The following is a 23,863-nucleotide window of genomic DNA, read 5'->3' as shown; positions in this document are numbered from 1 at the left end:
TCTTCCTTTTCTATTGTAATTTTTTGCGGAAATATTCACTGATTGTTTCGATGATGCCAACAGTGATAACTAAGACCACTAAAATCGTCCCAACATTTCCATAATCACGCCAACCCAATTGTTCATTCAACAAGATACCTAACCCACCGGCTCCAACATACCCTAAAATGGAGGCATATCGTAAGTTTCCTTCGAAGTTAAATAAAGATGTCGATAGATAAGATGGTAAAATAGCTGGAATCACACTATAACGAAAGGCTTGCAAACGTGTTAGCCCCATTGATTCTAGTGCTTCAAATGTCGACATATCCAGTGATTCGATTTGTTCGTACGTTAATTTACCAACATAAGAGATAGTAAAAATAAAAATAGCAACAGTTCCTGCCATTGTTCCTAAACCAAATACAAAGGTTGCGATTAATGCAATAACAATCGTTGGTAATGTTCGTAAGAAACTTAAAATCAATTTGAATAATGACGAAACAAAGCGGTTTTTTACAATATTATTAGAAGCCAATATAGCAAATGGAACAGCTAATAATGCCCCAATAAGTGACCCTAAGAGTGACATTTTAATCGTGTCAAACAGTGGTGTCCAAACTTTACTTAAAAAGTCCATTTTAGGTGGAAACATAGCTTTTAGCATCACAAAAAACTGATCGCCACGAGTTAGTAATTGCGTGAAGTTAAATTGTGTTACTTGTATAGAGATGTACATGAAAATAAGAACCAATAACACAATGAGCGGAGTGTAAGATGCTTTTTGAACGACTTGTTTTCCATTCGGCAAAGTGATCGTTTTTTTACGCATGGTTACTCTCCTTTCTTATCCCCATCATAAATGGTTGATAACACATCTTCTGTCACGTCTTTTGATGGACCATCATACACGATTTGTCCTTGTCTAATTCCAATCACTCGATCAGCATATTCTAATGCCAAATCAACATGGTGAATATTAATTAATACGGAAATATTTAAATCTTTGTTAATGCGTTTAAAATCATCCATGACCGTTTTTGCTGTGACAGGATCAAGAGCGGCAACTGGCTCATCGGCTAATATCACTTCAGGATGACTGGCGAGTGTTCTAGCTAAGGCCACACGTTGTTGTTGCCCACCAGATAGTTGATCCACTCTGACAAACGCTTTGTCTAAAATTCCAACGTTATCAAGAGACTCTAAAGCTGTCACTTTGACGTCTTCTGGAAAAATACCAAACACACGTCTCCACCAAGGAAGTTCTGGAACAGACGAAATCATGACATTTTTTAATACAGTTGCACGAGTAATCAAATTAAATGATTGGAAAATCATTCCAATTTGACGACGAAACGCTCTAATTTCTTTTCCTTTAATTTTGCCAACGTTTGTCTCATTAACCATCAATGTTCCTTCTGTAATGTCATGCATACGGTTGACGCAACGAATTAAGGTTGATTTACCTGCTCCTGATAGTCCGATGATTGCAACAAACTCACCTTGTTCAATTTCTAAATCAATATCTTTTAATCCCACATAACCATTTGGATAAACCATTTGGACATTATCAAACTTTATCATCTTAAAATCCTTTCTAAAAACAAACTGCCATCATCAAAAGAGATGATCGCAGTTTGACGTGTCGTTTTTCTTAAATTTATTTAGCGTCTTGAACTAATTTTTGTGCTTTTCGTTCATTATCATAGTCTTTAGGATTTGCTTCGACATAGCCTTCATGACTGTAGATACCGATAACTTTTTTACCTTCATCTGTTTTAGCGATGTTGATAAATGATTTTTGTAACGCTTTTTTCAAATCATCTGTCATTGTTTTTGAGTTTTTACTTACTGAGATAGTATCGTTATAAATCGCTGGTGTTACACCAATAACGTTTGTTTCATCCCAGATAGATTTGTTGCGGCCAAACTCTTTTTTCCAGTTTTCTTCATTGTCACGACGAGCATCAGCATAAGTTAATACCACATCAACTTGACCTGAAGCTAAACGAGCAAAGGCACTACCGTAAGAATCTGATTGAACGATATTTTTTAAATCAGTGATTTTTTTGTCGTAGTTTTCGTTTAACCATAGACTTGGGTAAATATATCCAGCTGGAGAAGATGAACTCATCACACTCCATGAAAGGTTATTTAAATCATCCCATGATACTTTTTCACCTTTATTTACTTTATCAGCAACTGCTTGGCCTTTTGAAGATGGTCCAGCAATCATTAACGCACGGTAAGAATCAACTTGTTTGTCAGTTGGCTCAGTTGGTTTATTTTCATTCCAAACTTTTGCTTCGTCTGAGTCGATTGACAATCCAGAACGTGTTGCAGTTAAGATAGGTTCTGCCCCTTGATCATATAATACATATGTACCACCTGGAATAAATCCAATGTCAAGTGTACCTGAATCTAGTGACTCACCAACAGCTTCAAAGTTAGTTCCAACAGTGATATCGATTTTTTTAACATCGTATCCTTGTTCTTTTAACTCTTTTTGCATTAATTCTTTCAGAGGTTCTGTTGCTGAAACAATTTCCTCTGGATCTCTTGATGGGACAAAACCAACTGATAATGTTTCAATGGTTTTGTCATCCTTACCTTTACTTGATTCGCTACCTTTATCTTTAGCAGAATCGCTACCACATGCGCCTAAAGTTGCTACCAATGCAACTAGACCTGTATACTTCACAACTTTTTTAAACAACACTCGTTCCTCCTTTTAATCGTCTGTATTCACATACTTGAACACTCTTAAATTATAGCATTTAACAATATAAAAGCAATTACATTTACAAAAAAATGTCTTAAAAACGAATATTTTACCTTACTTTTACATTAAATTAACGGTAAAGGAAGATTAAAAAAACAAGTGCAAAAATGCACTTGTTTTTTATTTTTGTAATTCGATTTTAATACAGCGATTCATGATAACATCTGTTATCCCGCTATCATATAAAAGGTCAGCTGCTTCATCATTTTCTATTCCTAGTTGTGCCCAAAAAACGGGTGCATCTGATTTTAAGAAATCTTTCGCCACATCAACTAATGCTGAACTTGGTCTAAAGACATCGACAATATCAATTGGTTGATCAACTGATTCAATAGAAGGATAGACTTTTTCACCTAAAATTGTTTTCCCTTCTTTCATTGGATTAACTGGAATAATCTTATATCCAGCATTTTGCATGACTTCTGCTACACGGTAACTTGTTTTTTCAGGATTATCACTTAGACCAACAACTGCGATAGTCTTTGCATTAGTTAAAATCTCTTTTACTTTTTTTTCGCCTAAATCTTTATATGCCATATTAATGACCTCCCTATTTTATAGGTCAATTATAACAAAATTTACCATTTACTTCCTTTAAAGTGCCTCTCTCAATTGTTCACCCGTATATTTCATGGTAAAATAATGACTGACCTTAAGGAGGATACAACGTGAAAACTATTTCGTTATTTATATTAGCCTACTTGTTAGGCTCGATACAATCAGGGGTTTGGATTGGCAAGATTTTTTATCATAAAGATATTAGAGAATTTGGTAGTGGTAATACTGGGACAACCAATACTTTCCGTGTATTAGGAAAACGAGCTGGAACAGCCGTATTATTTATGGATATCCTAAAAGGAACGGTAGCAACTTGTTTACCAATGTGGTTTGGTTTATCAATTGATCCATTGTGGTTTGGTGTCGCCGCGATATTGGGACATACTTTTCCAATATTTGGACACTTTAAAGGTGGTAAAGCTGTGGCGACAAGCGCTGGGATGTTACTAGCCTATTCACCGACTTTTTTCATCTATTCAGCTAGTTTGTTTATCATCTTTTTATTTTTAACTAGTACAGTTAGTTTATCAAGCATGATTAGTGCGATTATTATTACCATTTCTACTATAGTATTACCAATTTATGCACCATTTATTTTAGCTGAACAAAACTGGTTATTAACCACACTTGCTGTGGCGATTACATTATTTATTATTATTCGTCACCGCGATAATATCAAGCGAATCAAAGCAGGGACAGAAAGCAAAGTAAATTTTGGTTTAAGAAAAACAAAAAACCGTTAGACTCCATGGTTAGTCTAACGGTTTTACATTTTCTATAAAAATGTAATTATGCTTCTTTAGTCATAACGTCTTTTCCATCATAATGACCACATGAAGGGCACACATGATGAGATTTTCTCATTTCACCACAGTTACTGCAAGCTGTTAAACCTGGTGCAGACAATTTGTAATGAGTACGACGTCTATTTTTACGAGCTTTTGACGTTTTTCTTTTTGGTACTGCCATTTAGATACACCTCCCTACTAACTTAAATACGTGACAAGTCACATATATTCCAATCCTACTACTCATCTTCCTTGAAAAAGTCAGATAATTTAGCAAGACGAGGATCAATGGTTGATGCTGCTTCAGTTTCGTGTTCTACCTTAATATCATCTTCTGAAACAACTTGCCAAAAGTCACCTTTTGGTAATTCTGTTGATTGCTTTTCTTCTTCTGTTAAGACTTGTAATGGTAAATTTAATAGGATAAAATCTTCAATTGCTTCTGTTAAATCAATCAAATCTTTTTCCAAAATAATTATCAAGTTTTTATCATCTTCTGGTACATCTTTCAATGCATCATACTGTTTTGGTGTCATGTATTCTTCATCAATCAGAAGATTTAATGGCAATTCCACAGGTTCTAACGAACGAGATGATGGAACAGTAAGAATGGTTTCCATCGTCATATGAGCATAATAACCTATCTCATCGACTTCTAAAAACCCATTGACTTTAATTGGAGAAATATCAATAATAGATGGTTCTCTTTTCTTTAAAGAGGCTGATAAATCAATTGTTTCTAAGAAATCAACTTGACTTCCTCTAAACTTATTTAATTCGGACAATGCCCACTTCATTCTATCACTCCTTAAGCAACAAAAATAATTATACTAGTCTGTAATTCCTTTGTCAATCAGTTTTTAATAACATCATAGGGTTTACTTTAATTATCCAATCGGCGGTTTTCACCAATCATGGTGATTTGCTTTGAAAGATACTTAATTCGCTCCATAATACGTTTTGCTTTCAATGGTTCATCGTCTCCCTTTTGTGAAAAACGAAGGTGTTCTTCCTCTAACTGTTTCATATCTAAGTTAGAAGAAAAAAAGGTTGGTAGTTTTTCTTGCATACGGTATTGTAAAATAACTCCTAATACATCATCTCGTATCCAGGCACTCATAGAATCAGCCCCGATATCATCCAGCATCAGGATGGGTGTTTTTTTTACGGTATCAATTTTTGATGCGACGCTGTCATCTTTAATGGAATGCTTCATCTCCACACAAAAGGTTGGAAAATGGATAATGGTCGTTCGAATCCCTTTTGTTGCTAATCCATTCGCAATAGCTCCTAACAAATAGGTTTTTCCTACGCCAAATGTACCATATAAGTACAGCCCTTGATGAAATTCTTTGGGGTTTTCATAGTAATCATTCATAAACATTATGGCTTCGCTCAATGCTTCTTTTCTCTCAGCCGTAATATTAAACTGATCTAATGAGGCGTCTTTTATGTCTTTTGGCATAGAAATGGCTTGTACGCGATTGCGAATGGTCTCATACTCTTTTTTCTTCAATAGTTCTTCAGTCGGAACATAGGTAACATCAATAAAATGATGATTTAAAAATAGTTTTGGCTCGTATCCTGGGGCAATCATACTGGCGTCATTGGTAAGAAATTTTTCTTTTTCTTTGACAAACTCATATAGTTTAGCTGAACTTTTTAAAATATCATCATCGGTCAACTGATCACGATGCTCTGCAATAAACGTTTGAACATCTTGATCTTTTTGCACAATTTCCATTAGTTTAACTAGACGGTCTTGGATATTTTGGTTATTAACGGTTCGATTCAGTTGTTGATTAATATGTTTCATGATGACTCACCACCTTGATTAAATTTCTTTAATTGTTGCTCTAACAGAGATAATTCTTCTCCTGAAAGAGGCGTTTCTTTTCGACTGTCATCTGTCGCCCAGTCTGGTAATGTTTCTTTTCTCGTTGGTTTTGTCGAGTAGTTTCGACGATAATTCTTGCTTGTTGCTTTCTTAGTCGATTCTTGTTTGAAGTTTTTCACTTGTTTTAAAGCTTCAGATGCTTTAAACACTTTATTTTGTGCCCAATTATTCGCAATCGTATTCACCATATTTTGATTAAGTGATGGATTGTTTAACACGACCAATGAATAATGAATTAACATATTAATCACTTCATCCGGCAAGTTAGATTGAGCTTTTAAATTTTCAATCGTCCAACGTTCATTTTGCGCGACAAATCCATTTTTTTGTTCTTTAATGGCTTTTAAAAAAATAAGGGGGGCAATTCTTTCACACGATGTAATCACGGCAATCTCTTCTGGAGAAAATCCTTGATGTTTCAAATCATTTTTATGACGTTCAATTGCTTGATCTTGTTCTTTAAGCGTTAATGGTGTCACTTGATTGTTTTTTACATTCAATGCTGTCGATTTAGCTTGATGATATTTTTTATAAATATGACGTTTAAATTCTGTCACATCAATTTTGTTTGTGACATAGTCTAAACAATATTTGACATGACTCACCATCTCTAGTTCATTTATGCCATATAAGCCATGAATTGTGTAAACAAGTGGTTTAAATTCATTGGTTAAAAAGGTTTGATCAATGTTTAAACCAGACAAGTTATCTACGAAAAATTCCCAATCAAATGTTTCACTTTCTAGCGTGGGTTTAACAGATGTTGGCATTTGCTTCATGATTTGATTTGTTTGTTCAATTAATTTATTAGATGGGATTAATCGCTCAGAACTTAACTGGAACGTATCAGTATACTTATTCGTAATATCGCTATAATTTGATAAATCAGGTTGATCAGGTTGAAACATGTCAACTAATAATTGAAATCGTTGTTCTCCCACCCTGTCTAATAATAATAGACTCAAGACATCATCAGCTAAAAAAATATGCGGTGGTAAAACATTTGCTAATAGATAGATATAATGATACCCCTCATCTTTTTTTCTAACATAAGTTTTTAATAGACCTATAGCTTCTAACTTGATACGTGATTGGTATAATTCCTGAAGCCCATTATTTATTATATCTTGTAACACAAAATGAGCGGTTGGTTTCTTAAATACCGATACATTGCTTAATAAGTTATGATATAGCATTAAAGCATTCCCACCAATGATTGGTTGATACAGTAGGTTCAAAACACGTGTATCTTCTCCATTTAACAGGCAATAACCATGAACTTCAAATGTATCTTTAGGCTTTAAATGGGTCTGTGTGTTCATCACCTAATACTCACTTCACTTTCTAATCATGTTTTTCTTTATCAATAATTTCTTGTAATTCTTTCAAAAAGACACTCATATCTTTAAACTGGCGATAGACACTGGCAAAACGAATATAGGCAATCTCATCAAGATTGACTAATTCTTCCATGACATATTCTCCAATTAGATTCGTCGATACTTCATTATCTCCTTTTTGTCGGACTCTATTTTCTATGCGTTCAACGACTTGTTCCATCTGATCCATTGACACTGGTCTTTTTTCAGCTGAACGGACCAAACCTCTTAGTATTTTTTCGCGATTAAACTCTTCTCTTGCCCCATTTTTCTTTATAACAAGTAAAGGAGCAACTTCAATACGCTCGAATGTGGTAAAACGAAAGCCACACTTTTCACATTCTCTTCTACGACGAATAGCACGATTGTCATCTGCAGGACGACTATCTACTACTCGCGATCCATTATAGCTACATTTTGGACATTGCATTTTTTTCACCTCTTCATAAACTGTCTCAATAGACAAAATAGTAGCACTATTATAACATGTAACACCACTATTGGTATAGGCAAACTAGTTTAGACAGATTAAGCCATTATAACAAATTTTTCTCCATACTAAAAAACAAGAAATCTTTTCTAATTATTTTGTATTTAATAGTGACTATTTACCTTTAAATAGTGACTATTTTATGACTATGTAAAAAATATGTGTTAATATCGCAAACTGTGTGACACATCGTCACTTTAGGTGTAGTATAGAAACGTAAATAACTATATTAAGTGAGGTGTTCAATGTGGCAGATACTACAACTGCACAACAACAAACTGTCAAACATAAATGGTGGGCATTAGCCGTACTCGCTCTGTCTGTATCTCTAGTTGTAATAGATGGAACCATTGTTAATGTGTCTTTACCCGTCATTATGAAAGATTTAAAATTATCTTTTACAGATGCTGAATGGATTATTACGCTTTATTCTTTAATTTTCTCTTCTTTATTAATTACCATGGGACGCATTGCAGATAATTTTGGTCGAAAAAAAATGCTCATTACTGGAATCATTATTTTTTTAGTTGGCTCTATAATGGCTAGTTTTTCAAAAGATATTACCTTTATGTTAGCGGCTAGAACCATGCAAGGTATTGGAGGAGCTACGGTTTTACCAACTACCTTATCAGCTGTTAATGCACTGTTCTTTGGAAAAGATCGTATTGTCGCTTTTGCTGTATGGGGCTCAGTGATTTCTGGTATGGCAGCTATTGGACCATTGTTAGGTGGGTATTTTACCACTTATATGACATGGCATTGGATTTTCTGGATTAATTTACCAATTGGATTATTTATTATTTTAGCGGCTTTAAAATTTTTACCTGAAACTTATGGTGAAAAGATGACGAACGGTTTTGATTTTATTGGCTTTATTTTATCAACTATTGGGTTAATTTTATTAGTATTTGGTATTATTGAAGGACGTAATTATGGTTGGTGGCACGTAAAAGGCGATCATCCCACTCTCTTTAACTTATCTATCATCCCAACTCTACTTGTTGTAGGAGCTATTTTCTTTGCTTTATTCTTAGTTTGGGAAGCACATCTAAGTAAAACAAATAAATCTCATTTACTTGATTTATCACTATTTAAATTCAAAAGTTTTTCATTGGGTAACACGATTGCAGGAATTGTAGCAATTGGGGAATCAGGTTTATTATTCTTATTACCACTATTTTTACAAAATATTTTAACACTTAGTCCAATTAAATCAGGTGCTATTTTAGCGATGATGGGACTTGGTGCCTTTTTAGCTGGTGGAATGGCATCCTTTATTGTTGAAAAAACATCTGCTTCATTTGTTGTTTCTCTTGGATTATTCCTAGAAACACTTGGATTTTTCGGTTTCTTTAAAACCGTTGATCCAAATAATGGCTTAACTTGGATTATTGTTTGGTTAGTCGTATACGGTATCGGATTAGGTTTTGCATCTGCTCAATTAACGTCAATTGTATTAAAAGATGTGCCTCCTGCTCAATCTGGTCAAGGATCAAGTATTCAATCCACTGTTCGTCAAATTGGTTCAGCTTTAGGAATTGCGATTATTGGAACAGTATTTGGTTTACAATTACAACATGATATTCCAAATACGTTAGACAATGTTGGATTACCAACACAAGTCCAACATTCACTTGAATCAAGTGTGATTGATAGTGCAGGATCATCTATTCGTGTGTTAAAACAATCAAATCCTGAAACATTGCATTTAACAAAATCAATTCAAGCTAATATCGTTACAAAATTAGATCACAACTTTACAAATAGTGTGGTTAAAACAATTGGTATTGCCTCCATTATTATGTTTATTAGTTTTATTTTAACGTTTGGTCTTTATAAACGAAAAGATAAAGCAACAGAATAAAAAAACGAAATCACCTGAACGAAAACGCTCAGGTGGTTTTTTTATGAAAAGTGTGTTAGCCAATTATCGACTTGTTTTAATGTTTCTTCGATTGATCCACTATTGTCAATTATTGTATCAGCCAGATTTTTTTTATCATCCAAACTCATTTGACTATCAATTCGTTTCAAGGCGTCTTCCTCATTTAACCCATCACGCAACATTAATCGGTGTAATTGAGTCTTTTTCGGTACATAACAAACCATGACACTATCTACCATCTCATCATATGCTCCTTCATAAAGAAGTGGAATATCAAGCACAATGAGAGGTGCTTTTCTCGACTGGAAATAAGTCACTTTCTCTAAAATATTTTGACGAATTTCTTTTGACAATATGGTATTTAATTGTTCTCTTTTTTTTTCATCCTCAAAAATAATCGATCCTAATTTTTTTCGATTAAGTTTTTCATTGGACAACAGAATCTCTTCACCAAAATGAGCCACAATCTGATTTAACCCAGTTGTATTAGGCTCTACCACTTCTCTAGCAACTAAGTCTGCATCAATCACAGGAATGTGTTTTGATTTGAAAAACTGACTAATGGTTGATTTTCCAGAAGCAATGCCACCAGTTAATCCTAACAAATAAGACATGGCTTACCCCTCCTAATCATGAGCGACTTGACAAACAGGACAAAAATGAGTCCCACGTTGAGCGACCTTTATTTTTTCAATCGTATGACCACAGCGTTTGCAAGGTTCACCTTGTTTGCCATATGCCGATAAATACACTTGAAAATTACCAGCGTCGCCTAAAGCATTTTTATAAGTTCTAATAGTTGTTCCACCAGCCTCTACAGCTATCGCTAAGACATCAATAATAGATTGATGAAGTGTTTCAACTTCATTGTCCGTTAGTTTTGATGCTATCTGCTCTGGATGAATACACGATTGATACAATGCTTCATCAACATAAATATTTCCTAATCCAGTCACTAAAGTTTGATCCAGTAATAACGGTTTAATCGCACGATGTTTTTTCTTTAATTGCTGTTTAAAAACCTCTAAATCAAAATCAGGTAAAATCGGTTCCGGACCTAATTTTTTTATACCTTTGTAATCTTCTCCATGGTCTTTTTCTTCAAGCGACAAACGACCAAACTTTCTCACATCGAGATAACGTAATTCTGTTCCATCAGTAAATTGAAAACGAACGTGCGTGTGTTTTTGAATCTCATCGGTTTGACTATGATATTCAAATTTTCCTTCCATTCGCAAGTGGCTAATCATATCGTGATGACTTAATTTAAAAATCAAGAATTTACCACGTCTGTCCACATCTAAAATCGTTTGACCGACTAATGTATGAATAAATTCGTCTACTTCAGGAGACTCAATAATTCTTCCCCAATCGACGATAACATTACTAATTTCTTTTCCTTTAACAAGTTGAACCAGTCCTTTTCTGACTGTTTCAACTTCTGGTAATTCAGGCATTCACTCTACCCCTTTATCTTATTTGGCATCATACCATGTGTCACCATAACTACTATCTGCTCTAAGTGGGACAGATAATTCAACGGCATGATTCATGGTTTCTTCGACTAATTGTTGCAAGACTGGAATTTCTTCCTCTGGTGCTTCAAATACTAACTCATCGTGTACTTGTAACAACATCGTTGCTTGCAGGTTTTCTTCTTTTAATCGTTTATGTATCTGAATCATCGCAATTTTTAAAATATCAGCAGCACTTCCTTGAATTGGCGTGTTAATCGCTGTTCTTTCAGCAAATGAGCGCAGATTAAAGTTTCTAGCATTGATATCTGGTAAATAACGGCGACGATGATACATCGTTTCAACATACCCCTTATCTTTTGCTTCTCGCACAATGTCTTCCATATATTTTTTAACACCTGGATACATTGTAAAGTAACGGTCGATGAACTCTTGCGCTTCTTTTCGTGTAATGCCTAAATTTTGTGATAAACCATAATCACTGATCCCATACACAATCCCAAAGTTAACGGCTTTTGCTTGGCGACGCATATTGCTATCTACGTCTTCAGCTTTTTCAATACCAAACACACGCATCGCTGTACTTGAATGAATATCCATTCCTTCAATAAACGCTTCTTTTAAATGTTCATCATCAGAAATAGCCGCTAACACACGCAACTCAATTTGAGAATAGTCGGATGCGAACAATTTCCATCCCTTTTGTCGTGGAACAAATGCTTGACGAATTTGACGTCCTTCTTCCAATCGAATTGGAATATTTTGCAAATTAGGGTCAACTGAGCTTAGTCGCCCTGTTTGAGTTAGTGTTTGAATGTATCTGGTATGGATTTTATTATCTTCAAAAATGACTTTTAATAATCCTTCCACGTACGTTGATTGAATTTTAGCTAACTGTCGGTAAGACAAAATACTATCAATGATGGGTGACTCACCCTGTAATTTTTCTAATACGTCAACCGCTGTCGAATAACCGGTTTTTGTTTTCTTAATAACAGGCAATCCCATTTTTTCAAATAAAATCACACCCAATTGTTTTGGCGAGTTAATGTTAAACTCTTCGCCGGCAATACCGTAAATCGTTTGTTCAATCTCACTTAATCTCTCAGCAAATTCGCCTTTCATTTCTTGCAATCGACTCGCATTCACCGTAATGCCTTCTATTTCCATATCAGCTAAAATCAAGGCAATTGGTAATTCGATATTATAAAATAAATCAGCTTGGTTTTTATCTTCAAGATCGGTCATGATTGGCTCATACAATGAGTCTATTGCGATAACCTTACGAGCTAAATGCTCATATAACGTGTCAATGGATTCAGGTAACCCTTTCTTTGCTCCCTTACCATAAACCACTTCATCACGATCCACATCATAATAATCATAAAAATGAGCGATTTGAGCTAAGTCTTCACTATTATTCGTTGAATCAGCTAAATACGCAGCTAATAGCATATCAAATTTAACATTTTCAAGTTTAATGTGATAACGATTTAACGCTACATATTGTCTTTTTGCATCAAAAACTTTTTTCGTTTTTTCATTGTCTTGAAGCCATTGAACCAACAATGGATGCGAAAGTAAGTCCATATTATCTGTCACATAGACTTTTTCTTTGTTTCCAAAAGCAAACCCAACAATTGGGGAAGTATGATAATTTTCTCCTAACATCTCTGCATAAAACGTCATATCTGAAGTAAACATATCTTCCCTTAAATCTGACACAACCTCATAATGAATCGCGACTTTTTCAACTAAATCACTTTCTACATGACTGGTATCTAATTTTGCCAAGAATGAATTAAAATCCATTTCTTTATAAAAAGGAATCAACTTTTCTAAATCTTTCCCATTATAAACTAAATCATCTAGCGTCATATCGAGTGGAACATTTGTATCAATGGTGGCTAGTTTTTTACTTAATAAGGCAATGTCTTTTTCATTGATCAGATTTTCTTTCATTTTACTTTTTTTCATATCATCAATGTGTTCATAGATACCTTCAACTGTGCCATACTCTTTTAATAACTTGATAGCTGTTTTTTCACCAATTTTAGTGACACCAGGAATATTATCTGATTGATCTCCTGCTAGACCTTTCATGTCGACAATTTGTGACGGAGTTAATTCATATTTTTCCATAATATGCTCAGGTGTATAACTTTCGATTTCACTGACACCTTTCACCGTTACATCCACTTTCGTGTGCTCACTTGCTAGTTGAGTTAAATCTTTATCTCCAGATAACACCACAACATCTATTTCCTCCGAGGCATAGTTTGTCGCAAGTGTTCCAATGATATCATCTGCTTCATAATTATCTAGTTCAAAATGCTTCATCCCAAGACCTTCAATTAAATCTCGTAAATAAGGCATTTGTTCCTTAAATTCACTTGGTGTTTTTGCTCGTCCCGCTTTATAATCTTCGTAAAATGCATGTCTAAAGGTTGTTTTCCCTGCATCAAATGCTACTAATACATGAGTTGGTTCTTCTTTAGCTAATATATTTTCTAACATATTATTGACTGCATATAACGCATTTGTATGTAAACCATTGTTATTTTTGAAACGTTCAAGTGACTGATAGAGTGCATAGAATCCTCTAAACGCAATACTATTTCCATCGACTAATAATAATTTTTTCTTCGCCATTATGACACTCCATTTCTATTCTTCTGTTAATATTCTATCAAATTTTACATGCTATTGCGAAAGTTAAAAATCCTAAAGGGGTTTATTTTTGTCTAGCTGCATTATTCTTTTGAAAGATTATCTTGTTTGCGATAATAGTTTATGTAAATAAATCTTTATAATAACCAGTAAAATAAAAAAAAAATGATTTCTATTCATTGCCAGCCATACCAATAATAATTAATAAAAAAACACAAAACCCTTAGATTCTGTGTTTTGATCGTTAACTAATAAAAAACGACACGCCTAACATAAAAACAATCGGTATCACCACAAATGCGACTGCTTTCCAATTAGCCAGATTAATCGTCATGCCAATCCCCATTCGCTTTTCAACCCAAAAGGATGGATCCTCTCGATTATAATAAAACATCCCCCATTTCCAGTATTTATCATCATCATAGGCTTGTGGTATCACACTTGACGGATTTAATCTAGAACCACTTTGTCCATAAATCACCATTAAACTGATAATAGTGAGTAACATGAGTCCTAAAAGGATAATGAATATTTTAAACAGTGTCTTCTCAGTGAGCAGTGGTACCACACTGGTCATTTGGATACTAAATATCGTGATTTGGACTAATACCGCAATCACTACTCCTACATAAGAAGATATTTTTCTAAAAGACTGACTCCATTTAACTGATTGATTATTCATCACTCGTTGTTTGCCACGTTTATATGATTCATTGGTGATGCTTAATATAAATACCATGACTAATTGAATAATGGGTAAAGAATAAATATTAAACCATGTTTTATCAACTATTCTTGTAGGATTTCCTTGAAAATCCCATTGCATGATGATTTTATTAGGGATAATTGCTTGATGTTTGATCGTGATAATTATTTCGATTGCGATAATAATAAGTTGAATAGCAACTAATAACCACGTCGGAAAAATCGTCATAGTTTCTCGGTAATTTAAATCAAGCACCATTTTTTTGTTTGGTTGATAGCCTTCTTTAATTAGTTGGTTTTTATAACATGCTACTTGTCGATTCGCAATGAAATAGGCGACAATCCCAAATACCATTTGAAGAGAGATAAAGACCACCATTATAATGCTCAATGTTTCCTCTGATAGATTTAATCCTTTATCAAAAAAAATAAACAATAGTATTATCACTATGCTTAATAGCATATTTTGATTAAAATATCGTTTCTTTAACTGAATGATGTCATCGGTTTCTTTTGATAAAGTCACACCAAAAATAATCCCTCTTTGTGTTATGTAAGGTGTCATAGACATTGAAAACCCTAAAAATAAAAGTAACGCACTAATTATCCAAATCATTTATTTCACATCCTTCAAGTATATTTAATCTTTGCTCAATTAATGCCTCTATATCTAGATCAAAAATTAACCCATCAATAATAATTTCATCTAATTTTTGTTGAATTTGTTTTTTATTTTCTTCACTGGTTTGAATTGGTTTTTCACAACTCACTGTAAAGCCTTTTTTTTCTTGAACCAATACACCCTCTTCTACAAGTAATTTGTACGCTTTATTAATCGTATGCAAATTCACACCAATATCTCCAGCCAGCGATCTCACGCTTGGCATACTTTGCCCCCTCTTTAGATTCCCTAATACAATTGCTCGCTTTATTTGAAACATTAGCTGACTATATATTGGGATAATACTCTCTGTATCAATCTCTATCATGGTCTCACCTCTTTTTGTTATAGTTATAGTATAACAAAAAATATTATATGTCAACTATAACAAAAAAGGTGTCAAAAAAAAGAAGCCCCTTTTTAAAAGGACTTCTCTTACTTGTATTAATCTCTACCGAAAATTCTTACTAACGCTAAGAATAAGTTGACGATATCAAGGTATAAGCTTAATGCACAATAAACAGCTAAACCTGATGCTGTTTTCGCACCACTTTCTTGATAAATTACTTTAATTTTTTGATTATCATATGCAATCAATCCAGCAAAAATGACAACCATTGAATAAGAAATAAAATAATCAACTGGGGCACTTTTTAAGAAAAAGACGTTAATCAGTGTCGCAATAATCACACCAATCACTAAACTATATAAAGCATGACCCATGGCACTTAAATCTTTTTTGATAAACACACCAAGTAGTGACATCCCAACAAACATAATCGCTGTTGTAACAAACGCACGAACAATGGCTTGTTGATTGTACATCGCAAGCGTGACAGAAATGGTCACACCAGTTAAAGCGGAATAGGCGATAAACCCAATGAATGATTTAGCTGAATCATTAAATGCATTTTTTCCAAGGTAAACAACTAGTACAAGTTGTGCTATCCACATACCCCAAAATAGTAATGGATTACCAAAAATAACGGGTAAAACAGATTCAGCAAATACATTAAGCACTAAGTAAGAAATTAAGGCACTAATACCTAAGCCAACGCCTAAATAGCCATATACTTTACTGTAAAATTTCGCTAAACCATTTGTATGTTCAATTGTTTGATGTTGTTGATTCATTGACATCGCTCACTTTCTCTTTTGTATTAAGTTCGACAATAACCACCGAATTTAAAAGACGTTCATCATCATAATCATACGCTTTAACAGAAAGTGTCATCGTTCTCTTCAACTCGTCAATGTTTATGATTTCAAAATGAAACGTCAGTGTTTCACCGTGATACACATTTCGAAGTAAGTTAAATGTTAGATTTACAATATTCCATCCTGGACCAGGTAAATGTTTTGAGATATTACTTGAAATAATTCCCATTAACATGATACTTGGTACAATTGGCGCATCATTAATCGTTTCTTCTGCAAATTCTGTTTGAATAAATAAAGGATTTGCATCTTTGGTTAATCCTAGATAGAGTAAAATTTGGCTATCTTCTAAGGTTTCTGTGATGCTTAAAATCTCTCCCTCATTAAATTCCGTAATGGCTTTAATTTTATTTTTTGACGAATCGATGATTACCTCTCCCTTCCTTTTTATCTTATCATATCAGAAAACAATCACCAACTACATTGTATTTGGACGAGTGTTTCCTAATAAACTTTCATACGCCACTTCAAATTTCTGTACATCTCCTGCTCCCATAAAAATCACAACAGCCTCTTTGTAATCAAGTAGTGGTGACATATTTTCTAGTGTAATTAAATCGCCACCTTTAGAAATTTTAACGCCTAAATCTTCAATTTTTACCGAACCAATTTCTTCTCTTGCAGAACCAAAGATGTCACATAAATAAACTTGGTCAGCATGATCTAGTGATTCAGCGAATTCATCCAATAACGCAATGGTTCTAGTAAACGTATGTGGTTGGAAGACAGCAATAATTTCTTTTTCAGGATATTTTTGTCTTGCCGCATCAATCGTTACTTTGATTTCTGCTGGGTGGTGAGCATAATCATCTACAATAATCATATCAGAAACGCGTTTTTCACTAAAACGACGTTTCACGCCACCAAATGTTAGCATCTCTTTGGCGACTAAACTCATATCAAATCCTTCTAGGTGAGAAATCGCAATCACACTTAAAGCATTTAAAATATTGTGCACGCCGTATGTTGGCACTTTAAATGAGCCAATCATATCTCCTTTATGGAGTACATCAAATGATGACCCTTCAGTTGTTCGCTCAATATTAACCGCTTGGAAATCATCCGTCTCATTTAATCCATAATAATAAACTGGCACATCTGTTTTCAAACGTCTTAAGTTTTTATCATCACCAAATGCGATGATTCCTTTTTTCACTTGATTAGCAAATGACTGGAATGCATCAAACACATCCTCAATGCCATGATAATAATCAGGGTGATCAAAATCAATGTTTGTCATAATCGCATAGTCAGGAGAATATGCTAAAAAGTGACGACGATATTCACATGCTTCAAAACAGAAGAATTTCGCTCCGGGCTCACCATGTCCAGTCCCATCTCCGATTAAGTAACTTGTTGGCTCAATTCCTGAAAAGACGTGAGACAACAATCCTGTAGTCGTTGTTTTTCCATGAGAACCCGTTACCGCAATGCTTGTAAAGTGCTTAATAAATTCTCCTAAGAATTTATGATAACGAATAACCGGTAATCCTTTTTTAAGTGCTGCTTTTATTTCAATATGACTGTCTGGAAACGCATTTCCAGCAATAATCACCATATCATCTTGTATATTCACTTCTTGAAATGGTTTAATCGGAATGTTAGCCAATTCTAATTCTCTTTGAGTAAAGATATATTTGTCAATATCAGATCCTTGTACTGTAAATCCTTTTTGATGCAAAATAAGAGCTAATGCACTCATTCCTGTTCCTTTAATTCCGACAAAGTGGTACGTTTTATTTTTATTCAGTTCCATAGAAAAGCTCCTCTATTAATATAATAAATTATGACTATCCTGTATTATCTTACAATTAAGATAACAATTCAATAAAAAATACTTACAAGAATCCACTGATTCCAGTAAGTATTTCCCTAATCAAAATAAAAGTTGTCTGAGTCTTGTCTTGATTCATCTTGCATAATACCAGACAATGATTTTTCTAATCGATTATTTTTTTTAGCTGATATTGGTGTGGTATCATCAACCATTTCTACTGGGTCTAATTCATCCATCATTAACAAATGGTCTTTAGCCGATTGTCTTAACTCTTTCATGACTTGTGTTGATTCAATCTCACTATTACTAGCTGGTTTATCATCAATCAATGATGCTGGAATATACTTAGGTTTGAATAAATCTTGTGGGTTTTCTCCAGGTAAGTGATAAGAAGAAGAAAATGGTTTACGATTATGATGTCGTTTACGGTATTTAGCTTGGCCATTTTGATCTGTCTCATATAACTTATTAGAAAAAGATGATTGTGGTGCTTTATATTCTTGTTCACTAGGCTCAGCATAGACCTGATTAGTCATCTTCTTAATTTCAATATTGCTATTATTTAAGTTAACCGTCTTTTCTGCTGTTTTCTTTGGTGTCACCGTTTTAGAAGTCAAAGGTGTTTTAGCTTTTTTTACGTTAATTTTTTGTTGCACACTTCGATTCGGTTCAGCTCGTTCGATTTCCATCTCTGGCAAACCATCTTCCCCAAAATATTTTGGTTCAGAAACCATTTCGATAGGATCTAAGATAACTGTGTCATTTTCTTGACTACTCACAGTTCGTTTAGCATTATCACCCAACTGTTGTGATGGTCTATTTAATTTGACTCCTGTCTCATCATCATAAACAGGAAATCGAAAGTGTTTACGCTTATCAGAAAAATTCATCATTTATCATTCCTTTAATTTCACTTTATTTATTCTAACATACCTCTAGATAGAAAACATCTAATTTAACGTTAAATAAATAAAAAGTACAAAGATTTCACTTTGTACTTTCCTTGTTTATTTAGTGGAATAAATGCCATAGAAACGGTATATACACATCTAACAGTGGGGCAAGAATACCAAAAAGAATTAAACTAACACCAAAAATAGATAACACAATACCGCTAACTTTATGCGATTTTTTCAACATGTAAAAGATTAATACAACAATAAGAGCAACTGCCAATAAAATAGCTAGCTCAACTGAGCCCATATTTAAAGTATTTCCATTCATTAGTGGTTTAATAATTTGAGAATATAAAAACCAAATTAATTCAATCACATAAATAACCAAAAACCCTTTTAATAATAAGTGATATTTATTGTTCGACTGATTATTTGCCATTAATTCACTCCTCCCTTATATATAACACAATACGCATTATACCAAACTAAATGGCTTTTGTTAATCTTATTTAGCACCCAATCAATAAAAAAATTAGCCCTAAGGACTAGTCTAGTGAAAACATTATTTAATAATATACGATTCCATTTCAGGAGCGTTTTCAATTGTATCGGCTACTGGACATGTTTTGTTGATAAAACGCACGTAATCAGCAATTTCTTCGTCTGTGTTATCAGCGTCGATATAAAAATTTGACACGATTTTAGAAAAACCAACTTTAGCATTTGGATTTTTTCCTGAAAAACCATCTGTATCTAATTCGCCTTCTACTTCTACTTTGATAGATTTTAGATTAATTTTATGATAAGCAGCAAAGCTCTTAGCTACGATGACCTTACAAGCCCCTAATGCACCTAATAACGCTTCCACTGGATTCATTCCAGTATCATTTCCGCCTAGATTTTTAGGTTCATCTAATATAAATTCAAAACCTCTTGATTTTACGGAAACTTGTACTCCTTGAGTATTCTCTGCTACTGTTTTAAATGTTTGAACTGTCATACTAACTTCCTCCTAATCTAATATACCTATCATGGTATCACAAAATAAGTATTTTTTAACTCAAATGACATTATTTTACTAAAATCCTATCATTTAAAAACGCTCTCAATCCTATTATTTCACTCATCATTACTTTAAAAGAGTAATATAATTGGAAAATAACATAAAAAAATCAATATGATTTCTTTATACATACAATGAAACCTATCAGATTAACTAAAAAAAGAAGCCATAATAATCGCTTCTTTTCAATATTAAAGATTAATCAACTAATGCTTTATCATAAATCGTGTAATCACATCGGTAAATAAACAAATATTTTCCATCAATTAAAATCCCTGTACTTTTTGGCACATCCGTTGAATACATTGATACTTTATTTCCAGCATAAGTTGCTAGCGGGGTTCCATTTTGACTTCTTATCAAAATCACTTTGTCTTTTCCTTTAAACGAATTACTAAAATCATTCACCATTGAGTTAATCATTGGCACACTTCTTTTAGTATTGTTGATATCTACTTTGTCAGCATATTCATCAAAAACGTTGGTTAGTCCTTTTTCCTCAATAATCATTGATGAGCCAACATGATGCATTTCATTTTTACCGACAGTAATTTGAATCACACTGGAGTCTTTACTGTCTTCATCTGTGTCGAAGGTATTATCTCGTTCAATTTTGACAGATTTTCCTTGAACTTTATCCATCACTTGGCTTTGTTCATCATACGTTCTAACAGTCATCTCTAAACCTTTAAAACTTTGTTCAAACTGCTTAAAAGAATTCATAATATCTTGGCAACCTGATAACATGATTACTGTCATACTTAATAATCCCACTACTAATAATTGTTTTTTATGTTTCATGATTAGCTCCTCTCCTTATTAAAAAAAGCAAAGATGATTTAACATCTTTGCCTTTTATTATACTACTCTTCGGTTTGTAATGCAGTAAATGATAATTTACCCTCTACTACTTCAATCATGACGTCTGTTTTAGGACCAATTTTTCCAGCAACAATTTCTTTAGCAAGAGGTGTTTCCACTTCTTTTGTTAAGAAACGTTTGATTGGACGAGCGCCGTAAATTGGATCGTATGCTTGTTCAGCAATCCAAGTTTTCGCATCCTCAGAGATTGTTAATTTGATATCTTGATGAGCTAAACGTCTTGTTAAGCTTTCAGTCATTTTCACGATGATATCTTTCACGTTGTCTAGAGTAAGCGGACTAAACAAGATAGTATCATCAATACGGTTTAAGAATTCTGGTTTGAAGTGACCACGTAACATGTCAAGAACCCCTTCTTTAGCACTCTCAGATACGTTTCCATCTTCATCTACGCCATCAAGCAATAGTTGAGACCCAATATTACTTGTCATGATTAACACAGTGTTTTTAAAGTCAACGACACGACCTTTAGAGTCAGTCAAACGACCATCATCTAGCACTTGAAGTAAAATGTTAAACACATCTGGATGAGCTTTTTCAATTTCATCAAGCAAGACAATAGTGTACGGACTTCTTCTTACTGCCTCTGTTAATTGGCCACCTTCCTCGTAACCAACATATCCAGGAGGAGCTCCGACTAAACGAGACACGCTATGTTTTTCCATGTACTCACTCATATCCAAACGTACCATATGGTCTTCAGAATCAAACAAGTTTTCAGCTAATGATTTCGCTAACTCTGTTTTACCCACACCAGTAGGTCCTAAGAATAGGAATGACCCAAGTGGACGATTAGGGTCTTGCAATCCAGCACGAGAGCGAATCACCGCATCAGACACCGCATCGACTGCCTCATCTTGACCAATCACACGTTTATGGAGTGTTTCGTTTAAGCGTAAGATTTTTTCTCTTTCGCCTTCTTCAAGTCGTTTCACAGGGATACCAGTCAAACGACCAACTACAACTGCGATTTCTTTGTCAGTTACCACTTCTTGTACCATACGGCCATCATGTTTTTCTTTTTCTTCTAATTCTTTTAACTCTTTTTCAAGTTTTGGAATCGTTCCATGACGTAACACAGCAGCTTCTTCTAAATCGTAGTTACTTTCTGCGTTTTCAAGTTGTGTTCTGGCTTGATCCAACTCAGAACGTTTTTCATTTATTTTGTTTAATTCTTCTTTTTCAGTCTCCCATTGCATTTTTAGTGTATTGGCTTCTTCTCTTAATTCAGCCAACTCACCTTGAAGAATGTCTAAACGTTTTTTACTTGCATCGTCATCTTCTTTTTTAAGAGCTGCTTCTTCAATTTCTAATTGCATCAAACGTCTCGTTACTTGGTCTAATTCAGTTGGCATTGAATTCATCTCAACACGAATAGTCGCACACGCTTCGTCGACTAAATCAATTGCTTTATCTGGTAAGTAACGATCAGTGATGTAGCGATTAGACAATGTACTTGCAGCGACTAACGCGTTATCGTGAATGTTTACCCCATGATGGATTTCAAAACGTTCTTTCAATCCACGTAAAATACTAATGGTATCTTCTACAGTTGGTTCTTTCACTAATACTTTTTGGAAACGTCTTTCTAACGCTTTATCAGTTTCCATGTATTCACGGTACTCATCAAGTGTTGTCGCCCCAATACAATGCAACTCACCACGAGCAAGCATTGGTTTAAGTAAGTTTCCGGCATCCATACTACCTTCTGTTTTCCCAGCCCCTACTATTGTATGAATTTCATCGATGAACAAAATAATTTCGCCATCGCTATTTTTGACTTCTTTTAGAACTGCTTTTAGACGTTCTTCAAATTCCCCTCTGAATTTCGCTCCAGCAATCAATGACCCCATATCTAATGAGATGATGGTTTTATTTTTTAAGTTTTCAGGAACGTCTTTTTTCACAATACGTTGTGCTAATCCTTCGATGATGGCTGTTTTACCAACACCAGGTTCACCGATTAATACTGGATTATTTTTTGTTTTACGTGATAAAATACGAATCACATCACGAATTTCTTCGTCACGCCCAATGATTGGATCTTGTTTTCCAGATTTTACTGCTTCATTAAGGTTTGTTCCGTATTTTTCTAGTGCTTCATATTGTTCTTCTTGATTTTGACTAGTCACACGTTCTCCTCCTCTCAAATCTTTAATACGTTCAGTTAGTTCAGCTTCGGTCACTTTTTGTGCCATTAAGAAACGGGTTAAACTAAAGTTTTTAAGTTTCATTAAGGCTAAAACCACTACTTCGGTTGACAAATAGTCGTCATTAAATGATTCTCTAATTTTATCTGCTTCTTGCAATAAGTGAAACAAGTTTTGACTTAAGTTTTGTCCATATTGGACATTTCCACTAACGGTTGGTAATTTATCTAATTCATTATCGACTTCTCTTTCAAATGCATCAACATCTAAGCCAATACCGGCATATAAGTTTCTAGCAAAATGATTGGGTTGTAAGAATATTTTCCATAAGTGGACAATATCAATCTCTTGATTTTTTCGAGTGATTGCAACTTGTTGCGCTTCTGCGATTGCTTGTTGCAATGTCGTAGTCATTTTTTCTATATTCATATCATTACCCCCTTATTCTTAACTACAAAATATATTTTACACCATAGGTCAAAATAGGTCAAACAAAAAGACTCGACATCAAACTGTTAAGTTTATTCTAATATATATAAGTGATTAAAACCACACTTTTTAGGTCTTTAAAACGACAGTTTTCATCAAAAGACATAAAAAAGACTCGA

At 34.0% G+C, this 23,863-nt stretch carries 24 protein-coding genes; 2 read left to right on the top strand and 22 right to left on the bottom strand.

Translation table 11 applies throughout. From position 1 onward, the window contains the following. Nucleotides 1-10: 10 nt before the first annotated feature. From phnE to MN187_RS04905, 4 genes are all read right to left on the bottom strand, one after another. Entirely contained in the window at nucleotides 11-811 is an 801-nt protein-coding gene (phnE, locus tag MN187_RS04920; protein WP_117972309.1) for a phosphonate ABC transporter, permease protein PhnE, read from the bottom strand. Between the two features lie 2 nt (nucleotides 812-813). Next, nucleotides 814-1,563: a phosphonate ABC transporter ATP-binding protein gene (phnC, locus tag MN187_RS04915; protein ID WP_117972308.1), complete on the bottom strand. Its 750-nt coding sequence runs from the start codon at nucleotides 1,561-1,563 to the stop codon at nucleotides 814-816. A 76-nt stretch (nucleotides 1,564-1,639) separates the two neighbouring features. Then, complete coding sequence (locus tag MN187_RS04910) at nucleotides 1,640-2,695, bottom strand: phosphate/phosphite/phosphonate ABC transporter substrate-binding protein (RefSeq protein ID WP_242094551.1); 1,056 nt, start codon at nucleotides 2,693-2,695, stop codon at nucleotides 1,640-1,642. Between the two features lie 186 nt (nucleotides 2,696-2,881). Further along, the gene (locus MN187_RS04905; RefSeq protein WP_242094549.1) at nucleotides 2,882-3,298 is read right to left on the bottom strand and encodes a CoA-binding protein; all 417 of its coding nucleotides are present in this window, start codon (nucleotides 3,296-3,298) and stop codon (nucleotides 2,882-2,884) included. Between the two features lie 131 nt (nucleotides 3,299-3,429). Between MN187_RS04905 and plsY the strand changes: the two genes are divergently transcribed. Further along, entirely contained in the window at nucleotides 3,430-4,062 is a 633-nt protein-coding gene (plsY, locus tag MN187_RS04900; protein ID WP_242094546.1) for a glycerol-3-phosphate 1-O-acyltransferase PlsY, read from the top strand. A gap of 46 nt (nucleotides 4,063-4,108) precedes the next feature. On the opposite strand, the gene rpmF is transcribed toward plsY, so the two are convergent. The 5 genes from rpmF to nrdR form a co-directional block, all read right to left on the bottom strand. Beyond that, entirely contained in the window at nucleotides 4,109-4,288 is a 180-nt protein-coding gene (rpmF, locus tag MN187_RS04895) for a 50S ribosomal protein L32 (RefSeq protein WP_071456833.1), read from the bottom strand. 58 nt (nucleotides 4,289-4,346) lie between these two features. Then, nucleotides 4,347-4,904 carry a YceD family protein gene (locus MN187_RS04890; protein WP_241698991.1) on the bottom strand — a complete coding sequence of 186 codons (558 nt, stop codon included), beginning with the start codon at nucleotides 4,902-4,904 and terminating at the stop codon, nucleotides 4,347-4,349. Between the two features lie 86 nt (nucleotides 4,905-4,990). Next, on the bottom strand, nucleotides 4,991-5,923 hold the full coding sequence (gene dnaI / locus MN187_RS04885; protein ID WP_242094544.1) for a primosomal protein DnaI: 933 nt from the start codon (nucleotides 5,921-5,923) through the stop codon (nucleotides 4,991-4,993). Next, the gene (locus MN187_RS04880) at nucleotides 5,920-7,326 is read right to left on the bottom strand and encodes a replication initiation and membrane attachment family protein (RefSeq protein WP_242094541.1); all 1,407 of its coding nucleotides are present in this window, start codon (nucleotides 7,324-7,326) and stop codon (nucleotides 5,920-5,922) included. The genes dnaI and MN187_RS04880 overlap by 4 nt, the downstream gene beginning before the upstream one ends. Nucleotides 7,327-7,348: 22 nt before the next feature. Continuing rightward, nucleotides 7,349-7,813, bottom strand: a complete 465-nt coding sequence (gene nrdR / locus MN187_RS04875) for a transcriptional regulator NrdR (RefSeq protein ID WP_117972301.1) — start codon at nucleotides 7,811-7,813, stop codon at nucleotides 7,349-7,351. A gap of 307 nt (nucleotides 7,814-8,120) precedes the next feature. Here nrdR and MN187_RS04870 point away from each other — a divergent pair, with 307 nt between their 5' ends. Next, nucleotides 8,121-9,737, top strand: coding sequence for an MFS transporter (locus MN187_RS04870; RefSeq protein ID WP_241698990.1), 1,617 nt, complete (start codon nucleotides 8,121-8,123; stop codon nucleotides 9,735-9,737). A 41-nt stretch (nucleotides 9,738-9,778) separates the two neighbouring features. Here the strand turns inward: MN187_RS04870 and coaE are convergent, their stop codons facing one another. The 13 genes from coaE to clpB all read right to left on the bottom strand — a co-directional run bounded on the left by coaE (nucleotide 9,779) and on the right by clpB (nucleotide 23,684). Continuing rightward, nucleotides 9,779-10,372 carry a dephospho-CoA kinase gene (gene coaE / locus MN187_RS04865; RefSeq protein ID WP_242094539.1) on the bottom strand — a complete coding sequence of 198 codons (594 nt, stop codon included), beginning with the start codon at nucleotides 10,370-10,372 and terminating at the stop codon, nucleotides 9,779-9,781. 12 nt (nucleotides 10,373-10,384) lie between these two features. Next, a complete protein-coding gene (mutM, locus tag MN187_RS04860) occupies nucleotides 10,385-11,215 on the bottom strand; it encodes a DNA-formamidopyrimidine glycosylase (protein WP_242094537.1) in 831 nt (276 codons plus the stop codon). An 18-nt stretch (nucleotides 11,216-11,233) separates the two neighbouring features. Continuing rightward, a complete protein-coding gene (polA, locus tag MN187_RS04855; RefSeq protein ID WP_117972297.1) occupies nucleotides 11,234-13,885 on the bottom strand; it encodes a DNA polymerase I in 2,652 nt (883 codons plus the stop codon). A gap of 262 nt (nucleotides 13,886-14,147) precedes the next feature. After that, nucleotides 14,148-15,224 (bottom strand): DUF5808 domain-containing protein, encoded by a 1,077-nt coding sequence (locus MN187_RS04850; RefSeq protein WP_242094535.1) that lies wholly within the window; start codon nucleotides 15,222-15,224, stop codon nucleotides 14,148-14,150. Further along, nucleotides 15,208-15,597: a GntR family transcriptional regulator gene (locus MN187_RS04845; RefSeq protein ID WP_117972295.1), complete on the bottom strand. Its 390-nt coding sequence runs from the start codon at nucleotides 15,595-15,597 to the stop codon at nucleotides 15,208-15,210. Before MN187_RS04845 ends, MN187_RS04850 begins: the two co-directional genes overlap by 17 nt. Nucleotides 15,598-15,713: 116 nt before the next feature. After that, nucleotides 15,714-16,403, bottom strand: a complete 690-nt coding sequence (locus MN187_RS04840) for a Bax inhibitor-1/YccA family protein (protein WP_117972770.1) — start codon at nucleotides 16,401-16,403, stop codon at nucleotides 15,714-15,716. After that, nucleotides 16,378-16,857 carry a MaoC family dehydratase gene (locus MN187_RS04835; RefSeq protein ID WP_117972294.1) on the bottom strand — a complete coding sequence of 160 codons (480 nt, stop codon included), beginning with the start codon at nucleotides 16,855-16,857 and terminating at the stop codon, nucleotides 16,378-16,380. Before MN187_RS04835 ends, MN187_RS04840 begins: the two co-directional genes overlap by 26 nt. Nucleotides 16,858-16,905: 48 nt before the next feature. Next, entirely contained in the window at nucleotides 16,906-18,243 is a 1,338-nt protein-coding gene (murC, locus tag MN187_RS04830) for a UDP-N-acetylmuramate--L-alanine ligase (RefSeq protein WP_117972293.1), read from the bottom strand. Nucleotides 18,244-18,359: 116 nt separating this feature from the next. Further along, a complete protein-coding gene (locus MN187_RS04825; RefSeq protein ID WP_147340772.1) occupies nucleotides 18,360-19,157 on the bottom strand; it encodes a hypothetical protein in 798 nt (265 codons plus the stop codon). Nucleotides 19,158-19,275: 118 nt separating this feature from the next. Beyond that, nucleotides 19,276-19,599 (bottom strand): hypothetical protein, encoded by a 324-nt coding sequence (locus MN187_RS04820; RefSeq protein ID WP_117972291.1) that lies wholly within the window; start codon nucleotides 19,597-19,599, stop codon nucleotides 19,276-19,278. Nucleotides 19,600-19,722: 123 nt separating this feature from the next. Further along, nucleotides 19,723-20,160, bottom strand: a complete 438-nt coding sequence (locus MN187_RS04815; RefSeq protein WP_117972290.1) for an OsmC family protein — start codon at nucleotides 20,158-20,160, stop codon at nucleotides 19,723-19,725. 261 nt (nucleotides 20,161-20,421) lie between these two features. Next, entirely contained in the window at nucleotides 20,422-21,024 is a 603-nt protein-coding gene (locus MN187_RS04810; protein WP_117972289.1) for a DUF5052 family protein, read from the bottom strand. A 62-nt stretch (nucleotides 21,025-21,086) separates the two neighbouring features. Further along, a complete protein-coding gene (clpB, locus tag MN187_RS04805; protein WP_117972288.1) occupies nucleotides 21,087-23,684 on the bottom strand; it encodes an ATP-dependent chaperone ClpB in 2,598 nt (865 codons plus the stop codon). Between the last annotated feature and the right edge of the window lie 179 nt (nucleotides 23,685-23,863).

Origin of the sequence: Vagococcus sp. CY52-2 (assembly GCF_022655055.1) — a bacterium.
Lineage (GTDB): Bacteria > Bacillota > Bacilli > Lactobacillales > Vagococcaceae > Vagococcus.
This window is presented reverse-complemented; position numbering and strand designations above follow the sequence as displayed.